Source organism: Chitinophaga sp. 9-1-y (assembly GCF_059511905.2).
Genome location: NZ_CM197955.1, coordinates 3,970,140 through 3,993,258, shown reverse-complemented (window position 1 = coordinate 3,993,258; position 23,119 = coordinate 3,970,140). Strand labels below are relative to the sequence as shown.

Below are 23,119 nucleotides of genomic sequence, written 5' to 3'. Positions count from 1 at the left end.
TCGCTTACTTTTTTTCAGCAACGTACCATTGTACCATCTTATCAAGAATGTCATCGATAATATTCATGGGCAGATCTTCATTGGGATTGATGGGTAATATTTTCATGCGGGCGCGTTTGCCTGTTTGCAGCAGTGGATGGTGGATTTGTTTGCCTTCTACAATGCCAATATATGGATGCTGTGAGGAGGGATCTGTCCAGAGATAGCAGCACATTTTTCCATTGTAGCAATAGAAAGGCATCCGGTATTTCCAGGCTTCCCGGATGTTTGGATGTAATTGCTGCAAGTGTGCTCTCAGGGCCAACAGGCAGCCTTTCGCCGGTTCCGGTTTTGATTCAAACCAAATATCAATATCGCGTAGCATATTCGGAAAGTTACGAATTAAGCCGGGTTCAATCTTTTTTACTACCTTTCTTATCCTGACCCTCTATTTTATCAAAATGCACATGCATGAAGAAAGTGCTGGTACCATTACCGGATTACGGCTTTGATCCAACTGAAGCGGCCATCCCCTGGTTGCTGTTAACCGCAAAGGGGTACGACGTACAGTTTGCCACACCGGATGGTTATAGCAGTATGGCAGATATGCGGATGCTAAAAGGTGAGCGGCTGGGCATATGGAAATGGTTACTGGCTGCCCGCAAAGATGCCGTAGTGGCTTATCACCAGATGTCTAACAGCGACGCGTTTTGTAATCCTTTGAAGTATACAGCGATACGGCCCGGAGATTTTGATGCCTTGCTGTTACCTGGTGGGCACGACAAGGGGATGCGTACATACCTGGAATCTGCTTTGCTGCAGCGCATTGTAGCGAAGTTTTTCGCCGCACAACAACCAATAGGCGCTATTTGTCATGGTGTGGTACTGGCTGCCAGGAGTAAAGATCCACGCACGGGTCGCTCAGTATTGCATGATTATAACACTACCGCATTGCTGCAATCGCAGGAGCTGGCTGCTTACCGGCTAACCAAATGGTGGTTGAAAGATTATTATCTCACTTATCCTGTGACGGTGCAGGCAGAAGTAACAGCGGCGTTAGCTGTGGCTACGCAATTTATACCCGGTCCATTACCCTTGCAGCGGGATGATGCGGATCATTTACATCGCGGTTTCACCGTATTGGATCGTCACTATTTATCGGCCCGGTGGCCGGGCGATGCATATAATTTTGCTACTGCATTTATACAGTTGTTAGACCGGTAGGCGGTTTCGTTCGCTTTGTTTTAGGCTGCCTGCTAACCTGGAGGTTATCGGTGTACCATAGCTCCCGTGGATTGTCGTAATTTTGCGGCAACGAATCAATATAATGTCTGCAGTATGAGTAAGCATGGAACAAAGCGTCCTTTCTCCGTATTGGACCTCGCACCGGTATTAGAAGGACAAACACCCACTGAATCATTTCACAACAGCCTTAAGCTGGCTCAATATGTAGAGAAATTAGGCTACCAACGTTTCTGGATGGCAGAGCACCATAACATGGTGAGTGTTGCCAGTTCAGCTACGGTAGTATTGCTCGGATATATTGCCGGAGGTACCCAATCCATCCGGGTAGGTTCCGGTGGTATTATGTTGCCCAATCATGCGCCATTGGTGGTAGCTGAACAGTTCGGAACGCTGGCTACGCTTTATCCCAACCGGATAGACCTGGGCTTGGGAAGGGCGCCGGGTACCGACCCTGTAACCGCCCGGGCCCTGCGTCGTGACCGTATGGCGGCCGTCAATGAATTTCCTGAGCAGATACAGGAATTACAACAATATTTCTCTTACGATAATCATACGGCAGCGGTGAGAGCCATTCCCGGGGAGGGATTGGATATTCCCATCTGGATATTGGGCTCCAGCACCGACAGCGCCTACCTGGCTGCTGCCATGGGATTGCCTTATGCTTTTGCCAGTCACTTTGCACCAGCGCAACTGCATGCTGCCCTTGCTATATACCGGAAGAATTTTAAGCCATCAGAGTTTTTACAGCGGCCACGTACGATGGCCTGTGTAAACGTGATTGCTGCAGATACTGATGCCGCCGCCAACCGGCTGGCCACTTCGTTTTACCAGTTGTTTCTCGGCATTGTCCGGGGGCGCCTGCGTAAAATGGGACCTCCCATTGATAGTATGGAAGGGGTTTGGACCGAACAGGAAGCCGCCCACGCACAAACCATGCTGGCCTGTTCCTTTATTGGCAGCGCCGATACCGTACAACAGGGATTACAGCAGTTCCTCAACGATACCCAGGTGGATGAAGTGATGGCTACAGCGCATATTTATAACCAGGAAGAGCGGCTGTATTCTTATAAGTTATTGAGCGAAATAGCAGAACGACTGGTGTAAGGGAAGAATTACGAATTACGGATTTGTGTGGAGATAGTAAGCGAATGTTCTTCGCGTTTACTATCTCCACACAAATCCGTAATTCGTAATTCGTAATTCGTAATTCCTCAGTACGCATACGGCAGCCATGCAAATGTTGTATATTTATAGCCTGAGCGGCCACGTGGCGGTTTAAAAATCAGACTATGATTCACAATATGCGTACTGTTATAACTGGCACTGGTAGCTTCATTCCCGGGAACAAGAAGCTGAATAAAGACTTTTTGCACCAGGAATTTTACAGCGATAAACAGATCCGTATACCATCAGAAGGAGAGGATATTATCCGGAAATTTGAAGAAGTAACGGGAATTTCTGAGCGCCGGTACGCCGATATAGATATGAATGCCACAGAAATGGCTGTAGCAGCAGCTTTGGTGGCTATCAAAGATGCTGGCACTGATCCGGAGACGCTGGATCAGATTATTGTGGCACATAATTTTGGTAACGTTTTAAAAGATACGATACAGTCGGATGCCGTGCCGTCCCTGGCTTCCAGGGTGAAACAGGCACTGGGTATCCGCAATCCGGCCTGCATTCCCTATGACATTTTGTTTGGATGCCCGGGATGGATACAGGGTGTTATCCAGGCAGATGCTTTTTTCAAAGCAGGACTGGCTAAGAAATGCCTGGTAGTGGGAACGGAAACGCTGAGTCGTGTGATAGATCAATATGATCGCGACAGTATGATTTTCAGTGATGGCGCCGGCGCCGTAGTGCTGGAAGCGGTGGAAGGTGCCGCCGGTACCACCGGTATTATCAGCAGCAGTGCGCAATCATTTGCCAATGAGGAGTTGAATTATATTTATATGGGCATGTCTTATGCCCCTAATGCGGATAAGCGTGTCCGTTATATCAAGATGTTAGGCCGCAAAGTGTATGAGTTTGCGCTCAAACGGGTACCGGAAGCCATGAAAGACTGCCTGGACAAAGGTAATATCCCGGTGCAGGACGTTAAAAAGATTTTCATTCACCAGGCCAATGAGAAAATGGATATCGCCATTATCAAGGCTTTTTATGGATTATATGATATCCGGGAGATACCCACCGATATCATGCCTATGAATATTCATGTGTTGGGCAATAGCTCTGTAGCCACCGTGCCTACACTGTATGATATGGTGAGACGGGGGGATATTCCCAATCAATCCGTACATCCGGGAGATGTGATTCTGTTTGCTTCGGTTGGGGCAGGCATGAATATCAATGCGATCTGTTACCGGGTGTAATTATCGTATAAGCGTTACCGTTCCTTTTCTGCTAAACCGCCTGCCGGTGTAATCTACACCCTGTACCATCCATACGTAGGTACCGGCAGGCGCAGGTTTATTTTGCCAGTTACCATCCCATCCACCAGGGAGCTCGGCGCTGCGGAATACTTCCTGGCCCCAGCGATTCCAGATACAGAAAAAATCCAGTTTAGGCACACCGGCAGCAATGACGCGAAAGATATCATTGCGCCCATCATGGTTGGGCGTGAAGGCGTTAGGTACATAAAACTCCGGTCCATTATACACTTTTACCTGGATATCGTCTTCATCGCGGCAGCCTTCCGGAGAAGTAAGGGTAAGGCGATAGGTCTGGTCCTTGTGCAAAATAGCCACGGGATTGGGTATAAACGGATTATTGAGGCCAGTAGCCGGGGACCAGGTATACCGCACCCGTGGATCATTCCATTGCGCCTGTAGCTGTAAGGGCTGTCCGTTTGCAACAATGGTATCTGCGCCGGCACGGGCATATACGGCGGTAACGGTGACCGGCACCTCCACTGTAGGAGACTGGCAACCATCTATGCTTGTGGCGTATAGTCGTGCGGGATAGTAACCGGTATCTGCATAACGCCAGGTAGCGTTTTGTTGTTGTTGTGAGGTACCGTTGCCCAGGTCCCAGTGCCATTGCCGGATAGGGACGTTGGGAGTATTATTGACTCCCTGAAAATCAGTGATAACGCCCAGGCATACATTCTCCCCGCTGCCACTCACCTGTGGTGTATTGCTCACCAGTATTGACTTTTCGCGGCTGCTGCTGCACCCTTGTGCGGAGGTGACTTTTAATTGAATGTGTTGAGTGCCCGGTGTGGTATAAGGCGCCAGCGGTTTAGCGCCGGTGGCGGTACTGCCGTTGCCCCAGTCCCAGTTCCATTGTTGCAGTGTGCCAACAGTAATAGTTGTAAGGTCATTCATATACATTTGTGAGCCGAGGCAGAGTGTGTTGGGGCCAAAATCAACTACCGGGTACGCCCCAACGGTAAAAGGAGCTTTTAGTGTATCGGACTCACAGCCGCTGTTGTCCTGGATGACGAGTCGCACTTCATAATGTCCGGCCGCGGGGTATACATGTGCAGGTGGTTGCGGTGCGGAGGATTGGGTGCCATCTCCCAAATCCCACCACCAGGAGGTGATGTTACCAAAAGAGCTGGAGTTGTCTTTAAACTGTATGGGCGTACCATCACAGAATATCTGCTGCGGATTAAAATTAAATTCGGGCCGCAGGGCCGCGCAGAATTGTTGCAGGTTGGAGCTGCCGCCGGTAGAGCCGCCAAAACCCCAGAAAACATTGGGGTCGCCGCCAAAGATATCATTTACCAGGTCTTTGTCGAGGGTGAGCCGCAGTTCATTGTCTACGCTCACTTCCATATGCTTTAATACCGCATCCCATTTGATCCGGAACAGGTGCCACTGGCAGTCTTCCACGTTATCATTGTCTTTAATTACGGTGACCGGCCCTGCGAGGTTACCAGGGCTGTTATGATCCGTCAGGCCATTCATCTGGATTGCCAGGTGATCATAAGGCGGATCGTTTTCATCGAAGTTTTGCCAGGTATCTATCAACACGCCAAGAGAAGGGGAGATACCTTTGAAACCCAGTCCCTGCCCGGTACTGCCCAGGTTAGTACCTTTGGTTTGCAAAATGAAACCGATGCCATCGGCGCCGGTAGCATCTTTACAGCCCAGGTTTACATCAAATACATAATTGAAAGACTGCCGGAGGTTAATTTTATTTTTGTTCCATACGGTGCCGCTGGCATTTTGCTGATCGGGTGTAAGCACATAGCAGTTACAGGTGCGCTGGGTGGCGGTCCCATTGAGGATGTAAGGGAGTAATGCTTGACCTGTGAGCCGGGAGTGAAGCAGCAACAGGCCGGTGATCAGGCATAGTAGTCTTTTCATAAAGGGTGCCGGGCAGCGGACAGATTGCCATCAACAAGTTACATTGTTACCCTTTAAGATCAAAGCATAATTATTTGTAGTTTTGCCGCGACCCAACGAGCTGTGGACATGTTAACCGGTTTGTTTAACGGAGGTGCTGCTGCGTTATTCATCTCCCTAAAAAAAATAAATGAAGAACATTACAGATTATACAGGCAGGCAATTATTTCTTTCCCGCGACGACGAAAAAGACAAAGCGCCATTGGTGTATTATATTGATGAACAACGTGTGCAGGCCTGGCCGCAATATCCCGGCTATAGCGTAGTGGCATGGCATCCGGGAACCGGACTGTTGGTACTGAATTCTCCCTGGATCAAAGGAGGGCGCAAACTGGTTACTAACCTGGTGGTGATACGGGCAGTCACCTCCGAAGAGGTATTCAGCACCAACCGGCATATGTATTACAACGCCGTTTTTGATAACAGCGGCAGCCACCTGCTGGTGGAAGCGTATAACCAGCAACCGGCCTGGATCAATATCGCCACCGGTGATATTGTGGCTGAACTAAAGCCGGAACTGCGATTGGACGATGGCACGTATAACCCGGACCAAAATACTTTTTACTTCCCACTGGAAAAGAAGAAAGCCTGGCTGGCCGTTGATGGCGCTACATTCGCGGGAACGCTGATGAAAACACCTTTCCCTGACCGGGTGCATAAAGTACGGTATGTTGCGTCGTTAAAGCAATACCTGGTACTTACAGAGGGCAATATCCTGCTGTGCTGCGATGAACAGCTACAGCCCATCTGGCAACGGAATTTTTCTGCAATGGACAACGATTCAGGTAACATATTTGGCAGCGATATCCTCGTTACAGAAGACCAGGAGCTGGTTTGCGTGAGCGCCAGCGCTACAGAGGGCAACCGGTGGGGAGCCGATTTTGCGCTGGACCTGAAAACGGGAGAACCACGGTACATTGTACAGGGCTATCATTTGCGGGGCCGGGTGGCTGGCTGCTATTTCGGCCGGCAGCTATTGCTGCACCCGATGAAAGTCATGGACCTGGAAACCGGTGCTGTAGCGCCCTGGGTCCTGCCTGATTTTTTGCCCGGTTTTAAGTAATTTGCGGTTGATTTCAAGCGGTAATTATGGATATAAGCGTAAATAAGTACATCAGTGAAACGGGCTTTTGCAGTCGCCGGGAAGCAGATAAATATATTGAACAGGGTAGGGTAACGATCAACGACAACATCGCTTCCAAAGGCAACCGTGTTAAAGATGGTGACGTGGTAGAAGTAGACGGAGAGCCGTTGAAGAAGAAGAAAACAACGGTGTATATTGCGCTGAATAAGCCCAAAGGCATTACCTGTACCACAGATCTGAAAGATAAAACGAATATCATTGACTACGTTAACTTCTCCAGCAGGATATTTCCAATAGGTAGGCTGGACAAGCGTTCTGAAGGATTGATCTTTTTGACGAACGATGGCGACATCGTTAATAAAATTCTCCGCGCGGGTAATCAGCATGAGAAAGAATATATTGTTACCGTTGACAAACCCATTGACCTGGAGTTTGTAAAATCGATGCGTAACGGTGTGCGTATTCTTGGTGTGATGACGCAGAAATGCTTTGTACAGCAGGAGGGAGCCAATCGTTTTCGTATTATCCTCACACAGGGGTTGAACCGGCAAATCCGCCGGATGTGTGAAGCCCTGGGATATGAAGTGGTCGCGTTGAAACGTACCCGCATCATGAACATGACATTAAAAGACCTGGCGCCCGGCTCCTGGCGGTATTTTACAAAAGAAGAAGTGAATCATCTCAATACCCTGGTTGCTAACAGCAGTAAAACAGAAAAAGGAGATCATCATGACGGAATGGACGAATAGTCATCATCTTACATTAACAGTAACACGGGAAGGGCATATCGTTCCGGCATCAATGGCAGTATCGTCGTTGCCTTTGCAGGCCTTACAGGTACAGTTAAGCCGTTTTTTGCATCCGGAAGAGAGAGCTGTTTCCAAAGGGACCGCGCAACATCATTATTTATTAGGCCGCCATGCTGCAAAGCTGGCGGCTTTTGAATTTACAAAGGTTGCTGCCGCCAACATCTGTATCCGTCCGGGTGTATTTGGTCAGCCGGTATTGATGTGTCCGGGTTATAGTAACCTGCAGGTGAGCATCGCTCATAGTGCAGGCAGCGCCATGGCGGTTGTTTTCCCCGAAGCGCATCCCATGGCTGTAGATATTGAATTGTTGGATGGCAACCGTTTTTTGCCGCCTTTAACGCCCGCAGAAGAACAGCTGCTGTCCGTATTGTCTTATACCGCAGAAGAACAGCAATACCTGCTCTGGACAGCCCGGGAAGCCCTTTCCAAGGTATTGCGTACGGGCTTCACTACCGACATGGAATTGTTTAATGTAAAATCAGTTGCTATGAACGGTCAATTCCTGGTATCGGAATTCATGCATTTCCTGCAATACAAAGCCGTTAGCTGGATAGCTGGTAACATGGCCTGCTCACTGGTACTGCCACAGCGCAGCCAGGTGGATATGGCAGCCTTGCAAATACTGACTAGTCAAGGGCTTTGACATACAGAAAAGAAGAATCTTTCGGCTGATAAGTAAAAATGAATTTCCCTGATACCTCCTTCCCCCAATTCACGCCTCCTACTTTAGGATCATACACGGGTTTATGTACAAACGCAATTACAAAAGAATCGAGGTATACATAATGTAATTGCAGATCGGTAAAACCTATTTCCGTCATGTCTTTAAAGGCATTTCTGCTTCTGTCGTTCAGGTTCTGCAGGTTCCACATATCCTGCGGAAAACGATGAAAGGTGCGGCGATATTCTTTCACCGATTCCACAAAGTTAATCGTAGGGTGAATGTCCCGCTTTTTCATTTTAGCCTTCAGGGGAATGCTGGTATTGCTTTCCGAGCGTTCCTGTACATGGAGTTGTCCATCGGCGCTACGGGAATAGGTATAGGTTTTTTTGGAGGACTCGCAGGCATAGGTAAGGCCGGCGATAGCTAACAGCAAAAAATATTTTCTCATAACAGGCTGGAAGTTATTTTTAATTTTTTTAAAAATAAATTTGGTGTTTATGAGATAAATCCTATTTTTGCATCCCCTTAACAATGAAGGTGGTAGCGGATTCCCTAGCTCAGTTGGTAGAGCAATACACTTTTAATGTATGGGTCTTGGGTTCGAGTCCCAAGGGGATCACGAAAGAGAGTAAAAGGAAATACTCTTACGTAATTAAAACCTTGTAGAAGCTGATTCTACAAGGTTTTTTTGTTTTTAGTGGTAAATGTGTGAAAAGATAAGTAACGATAGAAAAGTGAGCGTTGAGGTTAGCAATACATTCATTAAATTGTGCTAACCGTCACTGGCCTTAAATGCTATACTGTATTGCGTTTGACCAATGTTAAGTGATGTCAGGATAAGTGCAATTGAAACAATTTTGGTAAACTAAAAACAAGTGGTGTATGACCAGTTTTTCTGTTCTTTTTTGGCTCAACAAGAGCCGTACTAGCGGCTTACCATGGACGAAATTATGGCCTCGTATAACAAGCAGCTAATTCCGCAATTGGCAGAGGTGCGCGATATTTACTTGTTCTGCTGCTTTACCGGCTATGCCTAAACAGATGTGCTGCATCTTACACCAGATAACCTTGTGATTGGCATCGATGGTGAAAAATGGATTGTGAAGGATAGAGAGAAAACCCAAACAGCGGAACGGGTACCGCTGCTGCCTATACCGTTGAAAATAGTAGACCGGTACAAAGAATCCCCGTATTGCCAGTTATATCGCCGTTTATTGACCGTTAATAGTAACCAGCGGTATAATGCCTATCCACAGGAAATAGCCGCGCTGTGCGATATTAAAAAGCATTTAACGACACATACCGCGCGGCATACTTTTGCTACTACAGTGACACTGGAAAATGATGTGCCGATTGAAACGGTGAGCCAGATGTTAGGGCATAAGTGTATCCGTACAACGCAGATTTACGCGAAGATCACGCAGCAGAAGGTGAGCAACAACATGCGGGCGTTACGTAACCGCCTGGCTGTTCCTAGAGTGGGATTACCGCAGATCGTTTAACTAGATGTCGCTGCCGCGGGCTTGCGCCTTATAAACAAATGTTTTTTCAACGGTAGATCACTGTTGGGCTTCATGGGAAAACACTTGTTTATAGGGCGCTTGTGTTTCCGGATGATTCTCGTCAGTAAAGTTTATATTTGGTTTGTATCAAATTCTAACGTAAATGGCAATAGAGAGAATCTACCTAGTGTTAAAAAAGCACATAGACAGATGTTTAAATGAAGTTTATCAGCAGATAAAAGTTGAGGAGCCCCAAGAATATTTGAAACTTTATAATTGGGGAGAAGAAGATGATTGTGGCTTTAAGCGTTATGAATATACTATTGGCCTTAATCGATTAATTCTAAGGGTATCTACTGAAATACTCCAAGGTTCCAGAGGTAGTAAAATCTTCTTTCAGACGTACTTATTAAGACAAAGCGAGGAAGACTACAGTAGAATAGATCTGCAAAGGATTGATGCATTAAAAGTTATTGGTGACTATAATGGCAATTTTCGATTTGCTGAGGAAAGAAAACGGTTTTCCGACTCTAGGCAGGAGGAATATGATGCAACGGAAATATTTGATTTTGGATCTGATTATATCTATCAAGTAAAGGAAATTATTTCAAAATTATAGTCGAATTCCTGCTTCGCCGAAAACTGCAAGATAACAGGTTGTATCACAACCTGCGTTTTGAGCGCTTCCCCTCCGAAGTCGGTCGTTAGTTTTACCCCTTTAAAATTTTCAGGGGTCAAGGTTATTATTCAACATTTGATTATTTTCGGATAGATAATTCCCTGCTTCGCTGGGATCCGCAAGATGTTCGGTTGTATCACAACCGATATTTTTGATGCTTTCCCTCCTAAGTCGAGAAGCGGTTTAGGTATAAAAAAATGATGAACGGCAGAAGAGCGTAAATATGAACTCTGCCAGAGAAAAAGTAGTAAATTCGCGTTCGACTCGATTCTAATTATGGTATCAAATATCTAATTGATTAGAAGTAGTCCACCCCATTAATTCCATACCATAATTATACAACCAAAATTGAAAGCGTTTGAATAAGTATTTTGTAAGACGTCAAAAGTTAATCGAAATAAAGGCTGCCCGTAAGGCACGAAAACGAAAACGGTGGACGCTAAGACGTAATAGGCAACGAAATGATCGAAAGAAATATAAATATCAAAGACCTAGAAATGATGAACAAAGTTATAATAGAGATAGGAGTGTTATTGTAATTCCATCCGATTTCTCGCTAATTTCAAATCAACAGGAAGTATTGGTTTTTTTTAATAACTGTAAAAGGGTTAATTACAGAAAAACGAGATTTGTCTACTTTGATTTTCAAAAGGTCGTCAATATAGGGAATGGAGCGATAACTATCTTATTGTCTATTATTGGAGGACTGCAAGACCAAAATATTCAGGTATCAGGGAATTATCCTGATAATGAGCGTGCAAAGGATTTCCTAGAGCGATCAGGTTTTTTAAGATATTTTCGAGCGAAAATTAAGAAATCTAATGGGGATTCTAAAAATGCCATTTTGCAAAGAGGTCGAGATCAGACACATGCAAAAGATACTGCAAAACTAATTCATGGCGCTATGAAAACAGTTTGGGGTGAAGATTATAGAAATACTAAACTCCAAGGTATGTTAATAGAATTGATGGCAAATACTGTCAATCACGCCTATTTTAGGTCAAATCATCAGAAAGGCTGGTATTTTTCGGTGGATCACATAGAGGACGAGAATAAGGTTAGATTTTGTTTTGTCGATAATGGGAAAGGTATATTAAATACTGTTAAAATTCGGTTTAAAGATAAAATCTCAAAATTATTCAATAATATTGATGACGGAGAGCTTTTGACTGAGGCATTTAATGGTAATTTTGGATCCAGGACTGGATTATTGAATCGAGGGAAAGGCTTACCAATGATTAAGAGAAATTTAGAAGAAAATATAATAAAGAAGCTGAAAGTTATTTCTAATAATGTCGTTTTGGATTTTGACAAAGGCGAAACAGTTATGTTACAGGAAGGCTTTGCCGGTACATTTTATTATTGGGAATTAGATAGAAGTTGTATATTATGGAAATTAAAATAAAAGATTTTAGTATGACTCCTGGGGCAAGGTATTATAAAGACGGACCCGATTCAGGCGAGGAGTTTTATGATAAAATACTTGGTGTTAAATTTAAGGAATCTCTTGCAAAACAAGAGGTTTTGACGATTATATTAGATGGAACAGAGGGATATGCTACCTCCTTTTTAGATGAAGCATTTACTAGATTAGCTAAAGATTTTGGATCAAAGGTGGTTTTGAAAAATATTAAAATAATATCTATTGAGGAGCCCGATTGGGCAAACGAAATAGAAAGCTATATTTCTTCAATTAAATAAATGAGTCGTAAAACCTTATCCCAGTATACTTATTATTTTGTATTTAGTTGCCTTGGCATTGTTATAGGTGTTGTAGCAAGCAACTGGTCTTACTTCAAAATGGATTCGACAATTGAAGTCACTGATTTGATTACTTTATTTGTCACGTCTCTGATTGGCGTTTATATAGGGAAATCTTTGCAGAGTCAAATTTCAAGTGAACGAAGCGAAAAAGATTTTTTAATTTCAGAAATAAAAGAACTAAAAACTGAATTTAAAAAAGTTAAAGCAGGGAACAACGCCGGTTATTTTGATTTTGACGAAGCTAAGACTATGTTCAAAGAGATAAATCAAAACATTACCCATTTTGAAAATATTTGTTCAATTTCTACTTTTTATGCTTCAATTGATCATAGGACCTTGAGAAGTGAATTTACTTCATTAAGAAATATTGTAACCGGAATAAGCCCAGTAAATAATCGGATCAATATTGATTTTTCAACAAAGGCATTAATTGAGGAAAAACTAAATAGTTTAAATTCGATTTTTTATGCTCTAATAATATGTATAAATAAGATTTGACATCATCAAATGAGTCAGAAAGTGATTAGGTTAGCATCACGGTTAGCAATAAACGCTCACCACTATCAAACACAGAATCTACAAGACATTACGAAGATACGTGCTGCTCCCAAGGGGATCACTGGAAGATTACAAAGCTCGCGCTGGTCGCGGGCTTTGTTGTTTTGGTCTATTTGTTAGTCTATCAAAGTGCGGATTCGCGTTTCAGCTTACTTAGTTTTACTTAGGTTGACTTGTCAATACTAAATTACGTTTTTTGTAGTAGTAATTTGGATTTTCAGCATTGGTATCGGATGGAGTAATAAAAACACTCATCGTCTATATCTGAACTTTTATTTTTCTGATAGCATTCAAAGCTTTTTCTTTATGACAATTTACCCTGAAGCTAAAATCACAGTCCCAGCTCCAATTGATTTTTAACCAAGCTGTAATATTCGTTATTTAAAGCGACCAGCTCAGCATGGGTACCTTTTTCAATAATTTGTCCTTGTTTCAATACAATAATCTGATCTGCATTTTTCACTGTGGATAGGCGGTGCGCAATAATAACGACTGTTTTGCCTTTAAAAAAGGACTGCAGATTATCATGAATTATTTTTTCATTCTCCGCGTCAAGAGCAGAGGTGGCTTCATCAAAGAAAAGGAACTGAGGATTTTTGTAGACCGCTCTGGCAATTAAAATTCGTTGTCTTTGCCCACCGGAAATGCCGTTTCCAGATGCGCCGATTTTAGTATCATACATTAAGGGTAGCGAAGCGATATAATTATCTATACTCGCCATTTTTGCCGCTGCCTTGAGTCGTTGCATATTGATGTTTTCATCCGACATGGCAATATTTCTTCCGATAGTGTCTGAAAAGATAAAGCCGTCTTGCATCACCACACCACAATTTTGCCTCAGATGTTTAGGAGAAATCGTATCCAGGTTTTGACCATTAATCAGTATATCTCCAGATACTGGGGCATAGAATTTTAGTAATATCTTGATTAAGGTTGTTTTACCACTACCGCTGGCTCCCACGACTGCCGTAACTTTTCCTTCGGGCATAAAGGTATTTATATTCTTCAGGACATAATTTGAGTTCGGGCCCTGATATTGAAAAGAAACATTTCTAAGATAGATACCTGGTGGATGGTGAATGGCGGCTTGTAATGGCACTTTAATTTGATGCTCATTTTCCTCTATTTCGTAATTCTCCACTTCACTCATTCGTTCCATGCTCAATTTTGCATCTTGAAGCGATCGAAAAAAAGTAACTAATTGCGTGATGGGTGAATTCAGCTGACCAACAATGTAAGAAACACTTAATAATTGCCCTAAGGTCATAGCGCCCTTTACGGTGTAGGTGGCAGCAATGAATGTTACCAGGATATTTTTTATCTGGTTTATTAATTCGAATCCTGAAAGTTGCAATTGGTCAATTTTTAGGATGTTGATATTTATCTTGAAAAGGTTTTTCTGTATTTTCTCCCATTCATTTCTTTTGTAATCTTCGAATTGATTTAATTTCATTTCTGCTATTCCAGATAAAATTTCAGATATAGCTTCTTGATTCTGCCCTCTGTTTTGAAAACGGAAATAACTTAAAATCCTTCTACGCCTGAGCCATAAGGCCGACCAACCTATTGATAGCGCTGTTAGCGCAAAATATGCCAATAGTATTTTGTAATTATAATAGCCCAAGACAATCAGGAACACCGAAAATGTGACAGTAGAGAATAATACGGTAACACTCTGACTCGTTAAAAAAGATTCAAGTTTTTCATTGTCTTTTATTCGTTGGTTAAAATCCCCCATCATTTTAGAATCGAAAAATTTTACCGGCAATTGCAAGAGCTTCTTCAAAAAATCTGAAATAATGGTGATACTCACTTTAGTGCCTATGAATAATAGCATCCAATTCCTTATAATTTCAATGGCTAAGTATCCAGCATAAAGACTCAGTTGCGCCAACAGAATCATGCTAATGATGTGCAGACTTTTTGTATTAATGCCTTTATCTATTAAATTTTGTGTAAGAAATGGGAAAATTAATGTGATGCAGCTGCCCACCAGGAGCATGATGAACATCATGAAGACCTGCTTCTTGAACGGACGTAGATAATTGAAGATATACTTCAATGTTATCTGCTGTTCAATCATCGGAATAGCAGCATAAAAATCAGGTGAAGGAATTAAGAAGAGTGCAATTCCATTTTTTGAATCAGATATCCAGGCCTTTTTAAAGGTATCTTCATCTATAGTAACTATTCCATGACTTGGATCAGCTATTTTGTATATTGTCTTCTTTGAAAAAAAATGTTCTTTTACTTTCAGGAGTACCACAAAATGATTGCGATTCCAATGGAGAATGCAGGGAAATAGCTTGGACTGATTTTTAAGACTGGCTAAACTCTGCATCGCAGTAGTGGCATTAAACCCAATCCTCTGCGCTGCTTCTCTTATTTCAAGTAAAGAAACGCCATCACGTGTAACAAAGCATTTATCTCTGATGTGCTGCAGGGGATACTTTTTTCCATGGGCGCCAGCTACCATGCATAAGCAAGCTGGCCCGCAGTCCGTCTGATCAAGTTGATGAATAAAATTCATTAATTATGAATTATCTTAATCCCGTGGTACTTATCCAATAGTGAAATCAAGTAGAAGCCTGTTTCCCTATTCCAATTCTCATCTAAAGTAGACATCAGGTCCTTTACCGTTAATGATTTTTCTTTGTTTAGTTGATCAATCAACCTTTTTATACAGTCAAAATTGTTAAATTCTACTTTAACCCCTCTGACATAAACATGCAATTTCTGCATATCTATGGACTCTTTATATAGTATATTATAGGGTTCTTCGATTTCAACTCTGCTATCCAGGTTAATTGCAGTGGTGCCCGTTTTAGGGAAAAAACTAGTGCGGTATCCTGCATTACTATGTAGTGAGTATCTAAGGTCTCTATAAACCTCCTTCAATAAATCTTTAAAACTTAAGTCCTGAAGTTCAGCTGGTAATTCAAACAGATCTAATGTTTTATTGACTGCGGATATGTCTTTAAGGGATTGTTTATCCGCTTTTAGATTTTCATTGGTTTTTCGCAGGTATTGTTCTGACAGCAATGATTGTAATCTCCCGGCAAAATCTTGATTTGATCTGTTATAACACCAGCATGCGATAGCTACTGAAAGGCCATCTTGCGTACCTACATGGTAGGTGTCTTCAGGCATAAAATATAAATCTCCTTCTTCAAAGGGAAATTTATTGGCGTGAGGTAAATATTTTTCCACTTCCTGGTTGTTATATTTTTGCTCGCCAACCAAGTCCAGATATTTTTCTGTATCCCAGGTATACATCGTTTTGCTACCTGGGCCTAAATGGAAATGTATGACACTCTTGCCAGGCAGGTCCAAATGGATGCCGAGTGGAGTGCTATCATAATTGCCAATAAACAAAGTAAATATGATGCCTTCTGTTGGCATTCCAATTTTTTCTAACAAAGGTTTAAGATGGTGTGCCATCCTGTTTGAAAGATTCAAATTGAATCTTTCTCCCTGATTGATGATCAGCCCAAATTTCTTTTCCCCAAATGCCCGTTGTGCCCAGGTTTCCACGGTATCATTGCTCGTGGGGGGAGTGTCATAGACTTTCACCATGTCATTGTTACTCAATTGAACCCCATCAATATAGACTCTGTACCCATACTTATTCGTTCGCAGGCTCGCTAATTCTGATAGAATTTCTAAAATGTATCCCCGCATTAGCGCAGTATCTTCCTTTGTCAGACAGTTTTTGAAAACGCATGTTTGAGACATCTGTTTGGTTGCTGACAGAAAATCATCCCACCAGGATGAATTGAAGCTCGTTGTGTCGTTTTTCATAATTGTTTATCAGTTAACCTTAACAATTCCATGATTTTTATAAAGAAGATTCAGGATATAAATTCCTATTTCCTTATCCCATTTTTCATCTAAAATGGCAATCAAGTCTTTGACTTTAATTGGATTTCCTTTATTAATTTCATTTATAAAATCCACTATACAGTCGAAGTTATTTAGCTCTAGTTTGATTCCTCTTACAAAAACATGTAGCTTTTCTTTATTCAATGATGATTTATATAAGATCTTAAACGGTTGCTCAATCACGATCTGGTCATCCATATCAAATTGAGGAGTTTCGTCTGCCGCAAAAGGTGTGGTACGATAACCGCCATTGCTGTGAATTGAATATCGAAGGTCTTTATAGGCCTCCTTCATTAATTCTTTTAAACTCATCTCTTCCATTTCTTTGGGAATATCAAATAATTCAAGCATTTCATTTAATCCGTTGATGTTATCCAAAGGGTTGAGATCCGTTGATAGCAGCGCATCTTCTTTTTTCATGAATTGACCAAAAATCACCTGTTGTAATTTGGCAGCTAACTTATGTCTCGTGTGATTATATCTCCAAAAAGTGATGGCCATGGATAATCCATCTTGTTTTCCAATGTGATATTCCCCTTCGGGCATAAAGTACATATCGCCTTCTTTGAACGAAAATTCTGTAGAATAAGGCAACAGACTTTCTACGTCCTGTTTATCATATTTTTTAATCAAATCTTCGAACGCTTCTCTCTGCCATGTGTACATGGTTTTATCGCCAGGCCCTAAATGAAAATGCATGACATCTTGTCCTGGAGGGTCTTTGTGGATCCCTAAAGGTGTTTTGTCATAATTGCCGATGAAAATGGAGAAGTTGATCCCTTCCCTGGGGAAACCGATTTTCTCTAAATAAGGTTGCGTTTTTAAGGCAATATTTTTGGAAAGATCCAGGTTGAATTTTTCTCCTAAATTCAGGATCATTCCGAATTTTTTCTCCCCGAATACGCGCTGGGACCAGGCTTTTACTGTCTCATCATTATTTGGAGGATTGTCAAAAATTTGATCCATTCCATTTTTGTCGAGTAGTTTGCCGTCCACATAAACCCTATATCCATATGCCGTTGTTCGTAAGCTTGCTAAGGTTCCCAGGATCTGAAGAACATAGGCTCTAAGTAGCGCGGTTTCTGCTTTTGTCATGCAGTCCTCAAATACAGCAGTTTTAGTCAGGTTATTTGTTTTTAGAATAAATTCATCCCACCAAACTGAGCTATAGGCTGCGACTTGATCTGTTGAATTCATATAGTGTCGTTTTTTAGAAATAATTGAGGTAGTACTTATTTTGAGGGCAATATTTCAAACTAAGCATTTTAATGAGAGGGGGAGTTGCTCCCCCTCTGTAACTCTCATCAAAAAAGAATTGAAACAAACTCGTTAATGCAGTGATTAAGCAAGGGTTGTGTCATGATGAGAATGGTGGCGACCTTCATCGGTGTGATGATGCGCTTCAGGAAGTAACATACCTCCAACTACAGCTTTTTCTTCCAGGGGAGTCAGTACTTTTACTCCCAGGAATTCAGCTGCATTTGCCATTTGCTCTTCTTTCATATAATTGAAATTTAAGCATGTGAGAAATCACCTTCTTTGCATATAGGCATCGGTATACTCCTGTTACTTATGATTTGCAGATATTTATTCCACCCGCCTTTTCTCTTCCTCATTGCCGAATTTTCTTGGATTGACCTGGATTTTCTGGCTTCCAAACTTGTATGACATTGAAATTTTAAAATTCCGGTTATCGGAATAATCAGTATAGCTGTATTTTGTATTGTCCGATGTCGTGCTGGATTTTTGAATATCGGTTCTCAGTATATCTTGTACCAGAAAGGAGAGTTGCATGGTATTTTGAAGCAGAGAGAATTTTAAACCGGCATCTAAGCCTGCAGCATACTTTCTCTTGTAAATATCTTCATATTGAGGTGTTTGGTACCAAAAGTTAAGTTCTCCTTTAATGGTTTTCTGTTTGTTTAATATTAAGTTGTTGTTTGTTGAAAAATATGCCCCAATGCCTTTGGTGTCTTTCAGATTTAGATCCTTATTCACGCGAGTGGTGGTATGAAAAATATTGACTTGGTTTTCGCTTTCTAGCCATTTTAATTTATCAAAAATATATACCTCGGTTAGATTAAAAGTATAAGAGGTATAATAGTTTAAATCCAGCAGGGAGGAGACCTTTGTTGCTATATCAAAAAAAGGCGGATTGCCGATGCCATTTGTAGTCCTGGAAAATGACAGAGAGGAGATCAATACGTCTTTGTAGCTGTGCTGAAATTCTATATTGCTGCTATAGGCGGGAACCAGGAGAGGATTACCCTGGGAATAATTATAGGCGTTGTAGAACACTTTAAATGGATTTAGTTCATTGTACCTGGGCCTCGACAACCGTCTTCCAACATTTAAAGAAAATGTGTTATTCTCATTTTCTTTGAATTGAATATACGCAGTGGGGAAAAATTGGATATAGCTCCTTGACGTTTTTTGATGCAATGTTATTGAATTGCCAATCGTTTGGGTATTTTCAGCCCTTATGCCCAGTGAGAACTCCCATTTATCCTTTAATTTTTTATTAGCGGAGGCGTACAAGGCCTGCGTATTTTCATTATACTTAAATAGATTGCTTTGATTGGAATCCAACATAGGTACTCCCGTTGTCGTATTGAAATATTGGTTATCATACTTTGTGTTGGAGAAGTAAATTTTTCCCCCGTAAGCAAGTTTCATCCATTTCAATGGATGTGTGAAGTCTAGTTTCAACGAATAGATATTGAGGTTTTGGTTTCCTACATTTTGGGCGGCATGATAGCCATTGGTAATTGGCGTGTAATCAGCGTATCTGTTCTGCGTTTGAAAGTTTCTATCTACATTGTTATCGTAATTAAAATAGTCGAAATCGAAAGAGAGGTTTTTACCATTGCCATCTAATTTTAGGACGGAGTGTGCATTGATTGAATGAGACGTTATTTTCTTATTTTCCTGTGATTGGGATTCAACTATAGAATCTAATTTTTGCATACCATTGCTGGTTATTAGAGTTTGGCCGACTTGATCTGTTTTAGGTTTATTTATCCCACCCAGATATTGTACCCCAATAGTCCACTTTTTTGACATCTCATAATCGAATCCAATTCTGTTAGTTAATATATTTAAGTAAGGGCGCCTGTTAAAGTTGTTATTCCATGTTTCAGTGGGGTACTCTATGTGCTCCGTCTCTATTCCCTTTTTTGAGCCATTGATATAGTTGATATCAGCAAAAAGCGATATTTTATTTTTTTGATAACTAAAATTGAATCCCTCATTAAAAGTGGGAAAGGAGGCTTGTTTATATCCGCTGTTTATAATAGCATTCCAGGTATTGAGCCTTGTTTTTTTAAGAACAATATTCACCAAACCATTATTACCTTCTGCTTCGTATTTAGCCGGAGGGTTAGTGATAACCTCTATGCTTTTGATGTTTTCACCTTTTATTGTTTTTAGAAAATTAATGAGATCATCTCCGGAGAACTGGACTACCTTATCGTCTACCATGACCAACATGCCATTTTTACCAATCATGCTAATAGCATCATTTTTAACTTTGACAAAGGGGGTTACTTTTAAAGCATCGAGCGCATCCCCACTGGTGGCAGATATTGAATTCTCTACGTTAAATACTAATCGGTCTATTTTCTTTTCAATGAGTGGCTTTTTAGCCAAGACGGTCACTTCTTTAAGCTGAGTGCTGGTATCCAACTTTAGAGGGATGTCGATAAGGGTATCTTTTAAAATGGTTAAATCTTGCTTGTACTTTCTATTCCCCACATAGCTACAAACTAAATGGTAGGCGCCGGCGGGTATATTTTCCAGTATGTAATGACCCATACCATCGGAAATAGTGGTTTGAATACTCGAACTATCTTTGAGTACCTCAACAGTGGCATAAGGAATAGGCTGATTGATATTGTTTTTCACCTTTCCTGAAATTTTTATTTGTCCAGAAGCGTTGCTAAAAATGATGACCTGGCTGATGATGAACATTGAAATTTTTTTTTGCATTTGATTTTCGTTATAGCTGGAAGTTTTTTTTGCACGTGATCTCTCAGACCTTCTCCTATCGGAGCATCTATCTCCATGCGTATAGCATGAACACACTACTTTCAGGTTAATCTAATATTTGGTCATTGAAATTTACCTCATCAGAAACTGTTTCGCTTAGATTGAAATAGCAAAATGGTTAACTTCTTTCAAGACGGATAGTATAAAGACGAAACGACTACAGTAACGAGGTTGATACTTGTCAGAAAGGCATTGCTATTTAATGCAGGGTATTGTTGTTTTCTCCCTCCGTTAAAAAAAATAGAAACATTTCATGTATAAAGAGCGCAATTGGGTTTTACTCAAGTTATAAATTTATATACTGGGTCTGTTTAACAATTCCGAGGACGCTGAAGCAAGTTTCCATAGTGTTCTAACTCAAGTTTTGAGGGAATCATCAATTGGATTTTCAATTTGGGTCGGGGATTCACACTATTGCCAATTCGGATCGGAAAATACAAATTATTCCAATTAAAAAAAAGAATCTTCAAAAAAAAATCATTTTGCTTATTAAAAAGGAGGAGGAAGTTTTGAATTAGTTATCTTGATAAAGGGCGATAAAGATCCTTCCAGACATAAAAGAGAGTAGATCTTTAGTGCTGCCATTCGGCAGTGCAGACCCATAACCTACGCCATTGCGTATAATGCGGTGCAGGTTCACATCCTACATTACAGCCATTGCGGGTTCATCTGGCGCATGTGGCTTGAGCAAGGTGCTAACTTACCATTTTGGACATTGCTAAAATCAAAATCAATATTTTTCGTGGCATCAGCACCCAAGTAGAAATAGGACTATTAAAGTTCCAGGTAAGGCCTTAAAGAGCGATTACGCTGATACACTGCCCGCAATATTACTTTTTTGTAATTTCAGCAAAATACATATAAAAGGAGATGGTATTTTTCCGATCTTTATAAGATCACCATATACCAAATTATTTTAAAAAATAGCATTGTCCATGAGCCAACAACACCCTAATCTCGAGATTATCGGTAAATTTTTTGAAGCCTATAGCAAGTTTGACGCCGAAGCCATGAAAGAAGTGGTAGCAGAAGACGTTAAATGGACGATTCCCGGGCACCATCCAATGAGCGGTACCAAAGTAGGTATCACAGAAGTTCTCGCCTACTTCTCAAAGCTAAGCGAATCAGGGTTTAAGGCAGATCCTATTGTATTGGGCGTAAATGACAACTACGTGATTGACTGCCACCGTGGCTGGAGCAACCGGGAAGACGGCAACAATGTAGATATGTTATGGTGTCTGCTGTGGAAAATCAAGGACGGCAAAATTGTGGAAGTCGTGAATTTCGCAGCAGATCAGCATGAAGCGGACCGCTTCTTTTACAAAGCATACCAGTTGAAGCCTATCCAGGAAAGAATGGCCTGAGTTACGAGCATTTTGTCAAATCAAGTTAGCATACGGTTAGCAATAAACGTTCGCCACTATCAAACACAGACACTACAAGACATACAACGATACCTGTTACTCCCAAGGGGATCACTGGAGAAACTTGAAACCTGCGCACTACAACTGCGCGGGTTTTTTGTTTTTGGTCTATTTCATGAAATGCTATTTATGTTATATCTCCTCTTTTCATATTTCTTATGGAAATCTTGCAATACTTTCGTGAAAGATCCTAAAGATCAGCCTTGTTATGTCTACAATAAAGAGGATAACCGCAACAGACTTCAGAGGAAGGTTCATGGCTGAAATGTCAGATGAATTCACTGTTTTGAAAACGCCTGTTCAGGTTCATGATATCCGGAAAACATCCGGATTTATCAAAGTGCCCACTCCCTTACACAGACCTGAATATAATTTCATTGTTCATGTCACCAGTGGAGCTGCAAAGCAGCAGGTGGATGCAGATTTGGTATCCATCAAAGCGAATGAGATTCTGTTTGTCAGGCAAGGGAATGTTACTTCATTGAAAGAAGTAAGTGCAGATGCGGCTGGGCATATCATTTTGTTTGAAGACAAAACGCTCAATCAGTTGTTGTCCAAACAGGAGCTGATCAAACTCTTTTCTGTCAACAATGTGATCCATTTGTCAGGAGATAACAGTGTGTGGTTAACTTCCTTATTTGAACTGCTGAGCGTTGAAGTTTACCAACCGGATCCCAACCTTCATGTTTGCTATTCACTTTTGCAGGCAGGATTGCAGAAGATCTTCTCTTCCGCTAAAGAACTGAATAAAGGGATGAGCAGAAGCGCTGAACTTACTTTCAAATTCAAGGAGTTGGTGTATAAGAATTACCTGACGCATAAGTCGATCCTATTCTACGCCGATGAGCTATTCGTGTCTGAAAATTACCTCCACCGATGCATCAAAGAGACCATTGGAGAGAGCCCGAAAGAATGGATCAATAAAGTAAGCATCCTGCAAAGCCAGCTGTTGTTGCAGGATCTGACAAAAGGCATATCAGAAATTGCTTTTGAACTCAATTATGGCGATCCAAGCTATTTTGGACGGTTATTTAAGAAGATCACCGGCGTAACACCCTCCGAGTACCGGGCGGCATTTATGCAGGATTTGTCCGGGTAAAGCGTGGTTTCGTTTTAAAGCTATCAATGTT

The 23,119-nt window shown here is 41.6% G+C and carries 21 protein-coding genes and 1 tRNA gene; 14 read left to right on the top strand and 8 right to left on the bottom strand.

Annotation, left to right across the window (positions count from 1 at the left end):
- Positions 1-4 precede the first annotated feature (4 nt).
- Entirely contained in the window at positions 5-364 is a 360-nt protein-coding gene (locus tag AC5ZC7_RS15600; RefSeq protein ID WP_496157996.1) for a DUF1801 domain-containing protein, read from the bottom strand.
- Between the two features lie 86 nt (positions 365-450).
- Between AC5ZC7_RS15600 and AC5ZC7_RS15595 the strand changes: the two genes are divergently transcribed.
- The 3 genes from AC5ZC7_RS15595 (at position 451) to AC5ZC7_RS15585 (ending at position 3,596) form a co-directional block, all read left to right on the top strand.
- The gene (locus AC5ZC7_RS15595) at positions 451-1,203 is read left to right on the top strand and encodes a type 1 glutamine amidotransferase domain-containing protein (protein WP_496157997.1); all 753 of its coding nucleotides are present in this window, start codon (positions 451-453) and stop codon (positions 1,201-1,203) included.
- A gap of 114 nt (positions 1,204-1,317) precedes the next feature.
- On the top strand, positions 1,318-2,328 hold the full coding sequence (locus AC5ZC7_RS15590; protein ID WP_496157998.1) for an MsnO8 family LLM class oxidoreductase: 1,011 nt from the start codon (positions 1,318-1,320) through the stop codon (positions 2,326-2,328).
- Positions 2,329-2,513: 185 nt separating this feature from the next.
- Positions 2,514-3,596 (top strand): 3-oxoacyl-[acyl-carrier-protein] synthase III C-terminal domain-containing protein, encoded by a 1,083-nt coding sequence (locus AC5ZC7_RS15585; protein WP_496157999.1) that lies wholly within the window; start codon positions 2,514-2,516, stop codon positions 3,594-3,596.
- Here the strand turns inward: AC5ZC7_RS15585 and AC5ZC7_RS15580 are convergent, their stop codons facing one another.
- The gene (locus AC5ZC7_RS15580) at positions 3,597-5,537 is read right to left on the bottom strand and encodes a lectin-like domain-containing protein (RefSeq protein ID WP_496158000.1); all 1,941 of its coding nucleotides are present in this window, start codon (positions 5,535-5,537) and stop codon (positions 3,597-3,599) included. It abuts the gene before it with no gap.
- A gap of 169 nt (positions 5,538-5,706) precedes the next feature.
- On the opposite strand from AC5ZC7_RS15580, the gene AC5ZC7_RS15575 reads away from it, so the two are divergent.
- Genes AC5ZC7_RS15575 through AC5ZC7_RS15565 form a run of 3 tightly spaced genes read left to right on the top strand, consistent with a single transcriptional unit; the run spans position 5,707 to position 8,112 of the window.
- Entirely contained in the window at positions 5,707-6,639 is a 933-nt protein-coding gene (locus AC5ZC7_RS15575) for a hypothetical protein (protein ID WP_496158001.1), read from the top strand.
- Positions 6,640-6,665: 26 nt separating this feature from the next.
- Positions 6,666-7,409: a 23S rRNA pseudouridine(2604) synthase RluF gene (gene rluF / locus AC5ZC7_RS15570; protein ID WP_496158002.1), complete on the top strand. Its 744-nt coding sequence runs from the start codon at positions 6,666-6,668 to the stop codon at positions 7,407-7,409.
- Complete coding sequence (locus tag AC5ZC7_RS15565; protein WP_496158003.1) at positions 7,390-8,112, top strand: 4'-phosphopantetheinyl transferase superfamily protein; 723 nt, start codon at positions 7,390-7,392, stop codon at positions 8,110-8,112. The genes rluF and AC5ZC7_RS15565 overlap by 20 nt, the downstream gene beginning before the upstream one ends.
- Here the strand turns inward: AC5ZC7_RS15565 and AC5ZC7_RS15560 are convergent.
- Entirely contained in the window at positions 8,096-8,581 is a 486-nt protein-coding gene (locus AC5ZC7_RS15560; protein WP_496158004.1) for a hypothetical protein, read from the bottom strand. The two genes, AC5ZC7_RS15565 and AC5ZC7_RS15560, sit on opposite strands and share 17 nt — an antisense overlap.
- A gap of 98 nt (positions 8,582-8,679) precedes the next feature.
- Between AC5ZC7_RS15560 and AC5ZC7_RS15555 the strand changes: the two genes are divergently transcribed.
- The 6 genes from AC5ZC7_RS15555 (at position 8,680) to AC5ZC7_RS15530 (ending at position 12,576) form a co-directional block, all read left to right on the top strand.
- A tRNA-Lys gene (locus tag AC5ZC7_RS15555) sits at positions 8,680-8,752 on the top strand.
- A 424-nt stretch (positions 8,753-9,176) separates the two neighbouring features.
- Positions 9,177-9,635 carry a tyrosine-type recombinase/integrase gene (locus AC5ZC7_RS15550; protein WP_496158005.1) on the top strand — a complete coding sequence of 153 codons (459 nt, stop codon included), beginning with the start codon at positions 9,177-9,179 and terminating at the stop codon, positions 9,633-9,635.
- 163 nt (positions 9,636-9,798) lie between these two features.
- A complete protein-coding gene (locus AC5ZC7_RS15545; protein ID WP_496158006.1) occupies positions 9,799-10,254 on the top strand; it encodes a hypothetical protein in 456 nt (151 codons plus the stop codon).
- Between the two features lie 418 nt (positions 10,255-10,672).
- Positions 10,673-11,719, top strand: coding sequence for a hypothetical protein (locus tag AC5ZC7_RS15540; RefSeq protein WP_496158007.1), 1,047 nt, complete (start codon positions 10,673-10,675; stop codon positions 11,717-11,719).
- Positions 11,704-12,015 carry an STAS-like domain-containing protein gene (locus AC5ZC7_RS15535; protein WP_496158008.1) on the top strand — a complete coding sequence of 104 codons (312 nt, stop codon included), beginning with the start codon at positions 11,704-11,706 and terminating at the stop codon, positions 12,013-12,015. The genes AC5ZC7_RS15540 and AC5ZC7_RS15535 overlap by 16 nt, the downstream gene beginning before the upstream one ends.
- The gene (locus AC5ZC7_RS15530; RefSeq protein WP_496158009.1) at positions 12,016-12,576 is read left to right on the top strand and encodes a hypothetical protein; all 561 of its coding nucleotides are present in this window, start codon (positions 12,016-12,018) and stop codon (positions 12,574-12,576) included.
- Positions 12,577-12,967: 391 nt separating this feature from the next.
- Here the strand turns inward: AC5ZC7_RS15530 and AC5ZC7_RS15525 are convergent, their stop codons facing one another.
- The 5 genes from AC5ZC7_RS15525 to AC5ZC7_RS15505 form a co-directional block, all read right to left on the bottom strand.
- Positions 12,968-15,166 (bottom strand): ATP-binding cassette domain-containing protein, encoded by a 2,199-nt coding sequence (locus AC5ZC7_RS15525; RefSeq protein WP_496158010.1) that lies wholly within the window; start codon positions 15,164-15,166, stop codon positions 12,968-12,970.
- Positions 15,166-16,437 (bottom strand): hypothetical protein, encoded by a 1,272-nt coding sequence (locus AC5ZC7_RS15520; RefSeq protein ID WP_496158011.1) that lies wholly within the window; start codon positions 16,435-16,437, stop codon positions 15,166-15,168. The genes AC5ZC7_RS15525 and AC5ZC7_RS15520 overlap by 1 nt, the downstream gene beginning before the upstream one ends.
- 9 nt (positions 16,438-16,446) lie before the next feature.
- Positions 16,447-17,715, bottom strand: coding sequence for a hypothetical protein (locus AC5ZC7_RS15515; protein ID WP_496158012.1), 1,269 nt, complete (start codon positions 17,713-17,715; stop codon positions 16,447-16,449).
- Positions 17,716-17,859: 144 nt separating this feature from the next.
- Positions 17,860-18,021, bottom strand: coding sequence for a hypothetical protein (locus AC5ZC7_RS15510; protein WP_496158013.1), 162 nt, complete (start codon positions 18,019-18,021; stop codon positions 17,860-17,862).
- Between the two features lie 84 nt (positions 18,022-18,105).
- Positions 18,106-20,487: a TonB-dependent receptor domain-containing protein gene (locus tag AC5ZC7_RS15505; RefSeq protein ID WP_496158014.1), complete on the bottom strand. Its 2,382-nt coding sequence runs from the start codon at positions 20,485-20,487 to the stop codon at positions 18,106-18,108.
- Positions 20,488-21,500: 1,013 nt separating this feature from the next.
- Between AC5ZC7_RS15505 and AC5ZC7_RS15500 the strand changes: the two genes are divergently transcribed.
- Complete coding sequence (locus tag AC5ZC7_RS15500) at positions 21,501-21,929, top strand: nuclear transport factor 2 family protein (RefSeq protein ID WP_496158015.1); 429 nt, start codon at positions 21,501-21,503, stop codon at positions 21,927-21,929.
- Between the two features lie 268 nt (positions 21,930-22,197).
- Positions 22,198-23,088, top strand: a complete 891-nt coding sequence (locus tag AC5ZC7_RS15495) for a helix-turn-helix domain-containing protein (RefSeq protein ID WP_496158016.1) — start codon at positions 22,198-22,200, stop codon at positions 23,086-23,088.
- Positions 23,089-23,119 lie beyond the last annotated feature (31 nt).

Excerpts from the sequence above, each read along its gene's own strand:
- AC5ZC7_RS15565 (WP_496158003.1), top strand. The coding sequence starts at position 7,390 with ATGACGGAATGGACGAATAGTCATCATCTTACATTAACAGTAACACGG.
- AC5ZC7_RS15575 (WP_496158001.1), top strand. The coding sequence starts at position 5,707 with ATGAAGAACATTACAGATTATACAGGCAGGCAATTATTTCTTTCCCGC.
- AC5ZC7_RS15585 (WP_496157999.1), top strand. The coding sequence starts at position 2,514 with ATGATTCACAATATGCGTACTGTTATAACTGGCACTGGTAGCTTCATT.
- AC5ZC7_RS15600 (WP_496157996.1), bottom strand. The coding sequence starts at position 364 with ATGCTACGCGATATTGATATTTGGTTTGAATCAAAACCGGAACCGGCG.
- AC5ZC7_RS15595 (WP_496157997.1), top strand. The coding sequence starts at position 451 with ATGAAGAAAGTGCTGGTACCATTACCGGATTACGGCTTTGATCCAACT.
- AC5ZC7_RS15530 (WP_496158009.1), top strand. The coding sequence starts at position 12,016 with ATGAGTCGTAAAACCTTATCCCAGTATACTTATTATTTTGTATTTAGT.
- AC5ZC7_RS15520 (WP_496158011.1), bottom strand. The coding sequence starts at position 16,437 with ATGAAAAACGACACAACGAGCTTCAATTCATCCTGGTGGGATGATTTT.
- AC5ZC7_RS15505 (WP_496158014.1), bottom strand. The coding sequence starts at position 20,487 with ATGTTCATCATCAGCCAGGTCATCATTTTTAGCAACGCTTCTGGACAA.
- AC5ZC7_RS15515 (WP_496158012.1), bottom strand. The coding sequence starts at position 17,715 with ATGAATTCAACAGATCAAGTCGCAGCCTATAGCTCAGTTTGGTGGGAT.
- AC5ZC7_RS15495 (WP_496158016.1), top strand. The coding sequence starts at position 22,198 with ATGTCTACAATAAAGAGGATAACCGCAACAGACTTCAGAGGAAGGTTC.
- AC5ZC7_RS15560 (WP_496158004.1), bottom strand. The coding sequence starts at position 8,581 with ATGAGAAAATATTTTTTGCTGTTAGCTATCGCCGGCCTTACCTATGCC.
- AC5ZC7_RS15545 (WP_496158006.1), top strand. The coding sequence starts at position 9,799 with ATGGCAATAGAGAGAATCTACCTAGTGTTAAAAAAGCACATAGACAGA.
- AC5ZC7_RS15510 (WP_496158013.1), bottom strand. The coding sequence starts at position 18,021 with ATGAAAGAAGAGCAAATGGCAAATGCAGCTGAATTCCTGGGAGTAAAA.
- rluF (WP_496158002.1), top strand. The coding sequence starts at position 6,666 with ATGGATATAAGCGTAAATAAGTACATCAGTGAAACGGGCTTTTGCAGT.
- AC5ZC7_RS15590 (WP_496157998.1), top strand. The coding sequence starts at position 1,318 with ATGAGTAAGCATGGAACAAAGCGTCCTTTCTCCGTATTGGACCTCGCA.
- AC5ZC7_RS15500 (WP_496158015.1), top strand. The coding sequence starts at position 21,501 with ATGAGCCAACAACACCCTAATCTCGAGATTATCGGTAAATTTTTTGAA.
- AC5ZC7_RS15525 (WP_496158010.1), bottom strand. The coding sequence starts at position 15,166 with ATGAATTTTATTCATCAACTTGATCAGACGGACTGCGGGCCAGCTTGC.
- AC5ZC7_RS15535 (WP_496158008.1), top strand. The coding sequence starts at position 11,704 with ATGGAAATTAAAATAAAAGATTTTAGTATGACTCCTGGGGCAAGGTAT.
- AC5ZC7_RS15580 (WP_496158000.1), bottom strand. The coding sequence starts at position 5,537 with ATGAAAAGACTACTATGCCTGATCACCGGCCTGTTGCTGCTTCACTCC.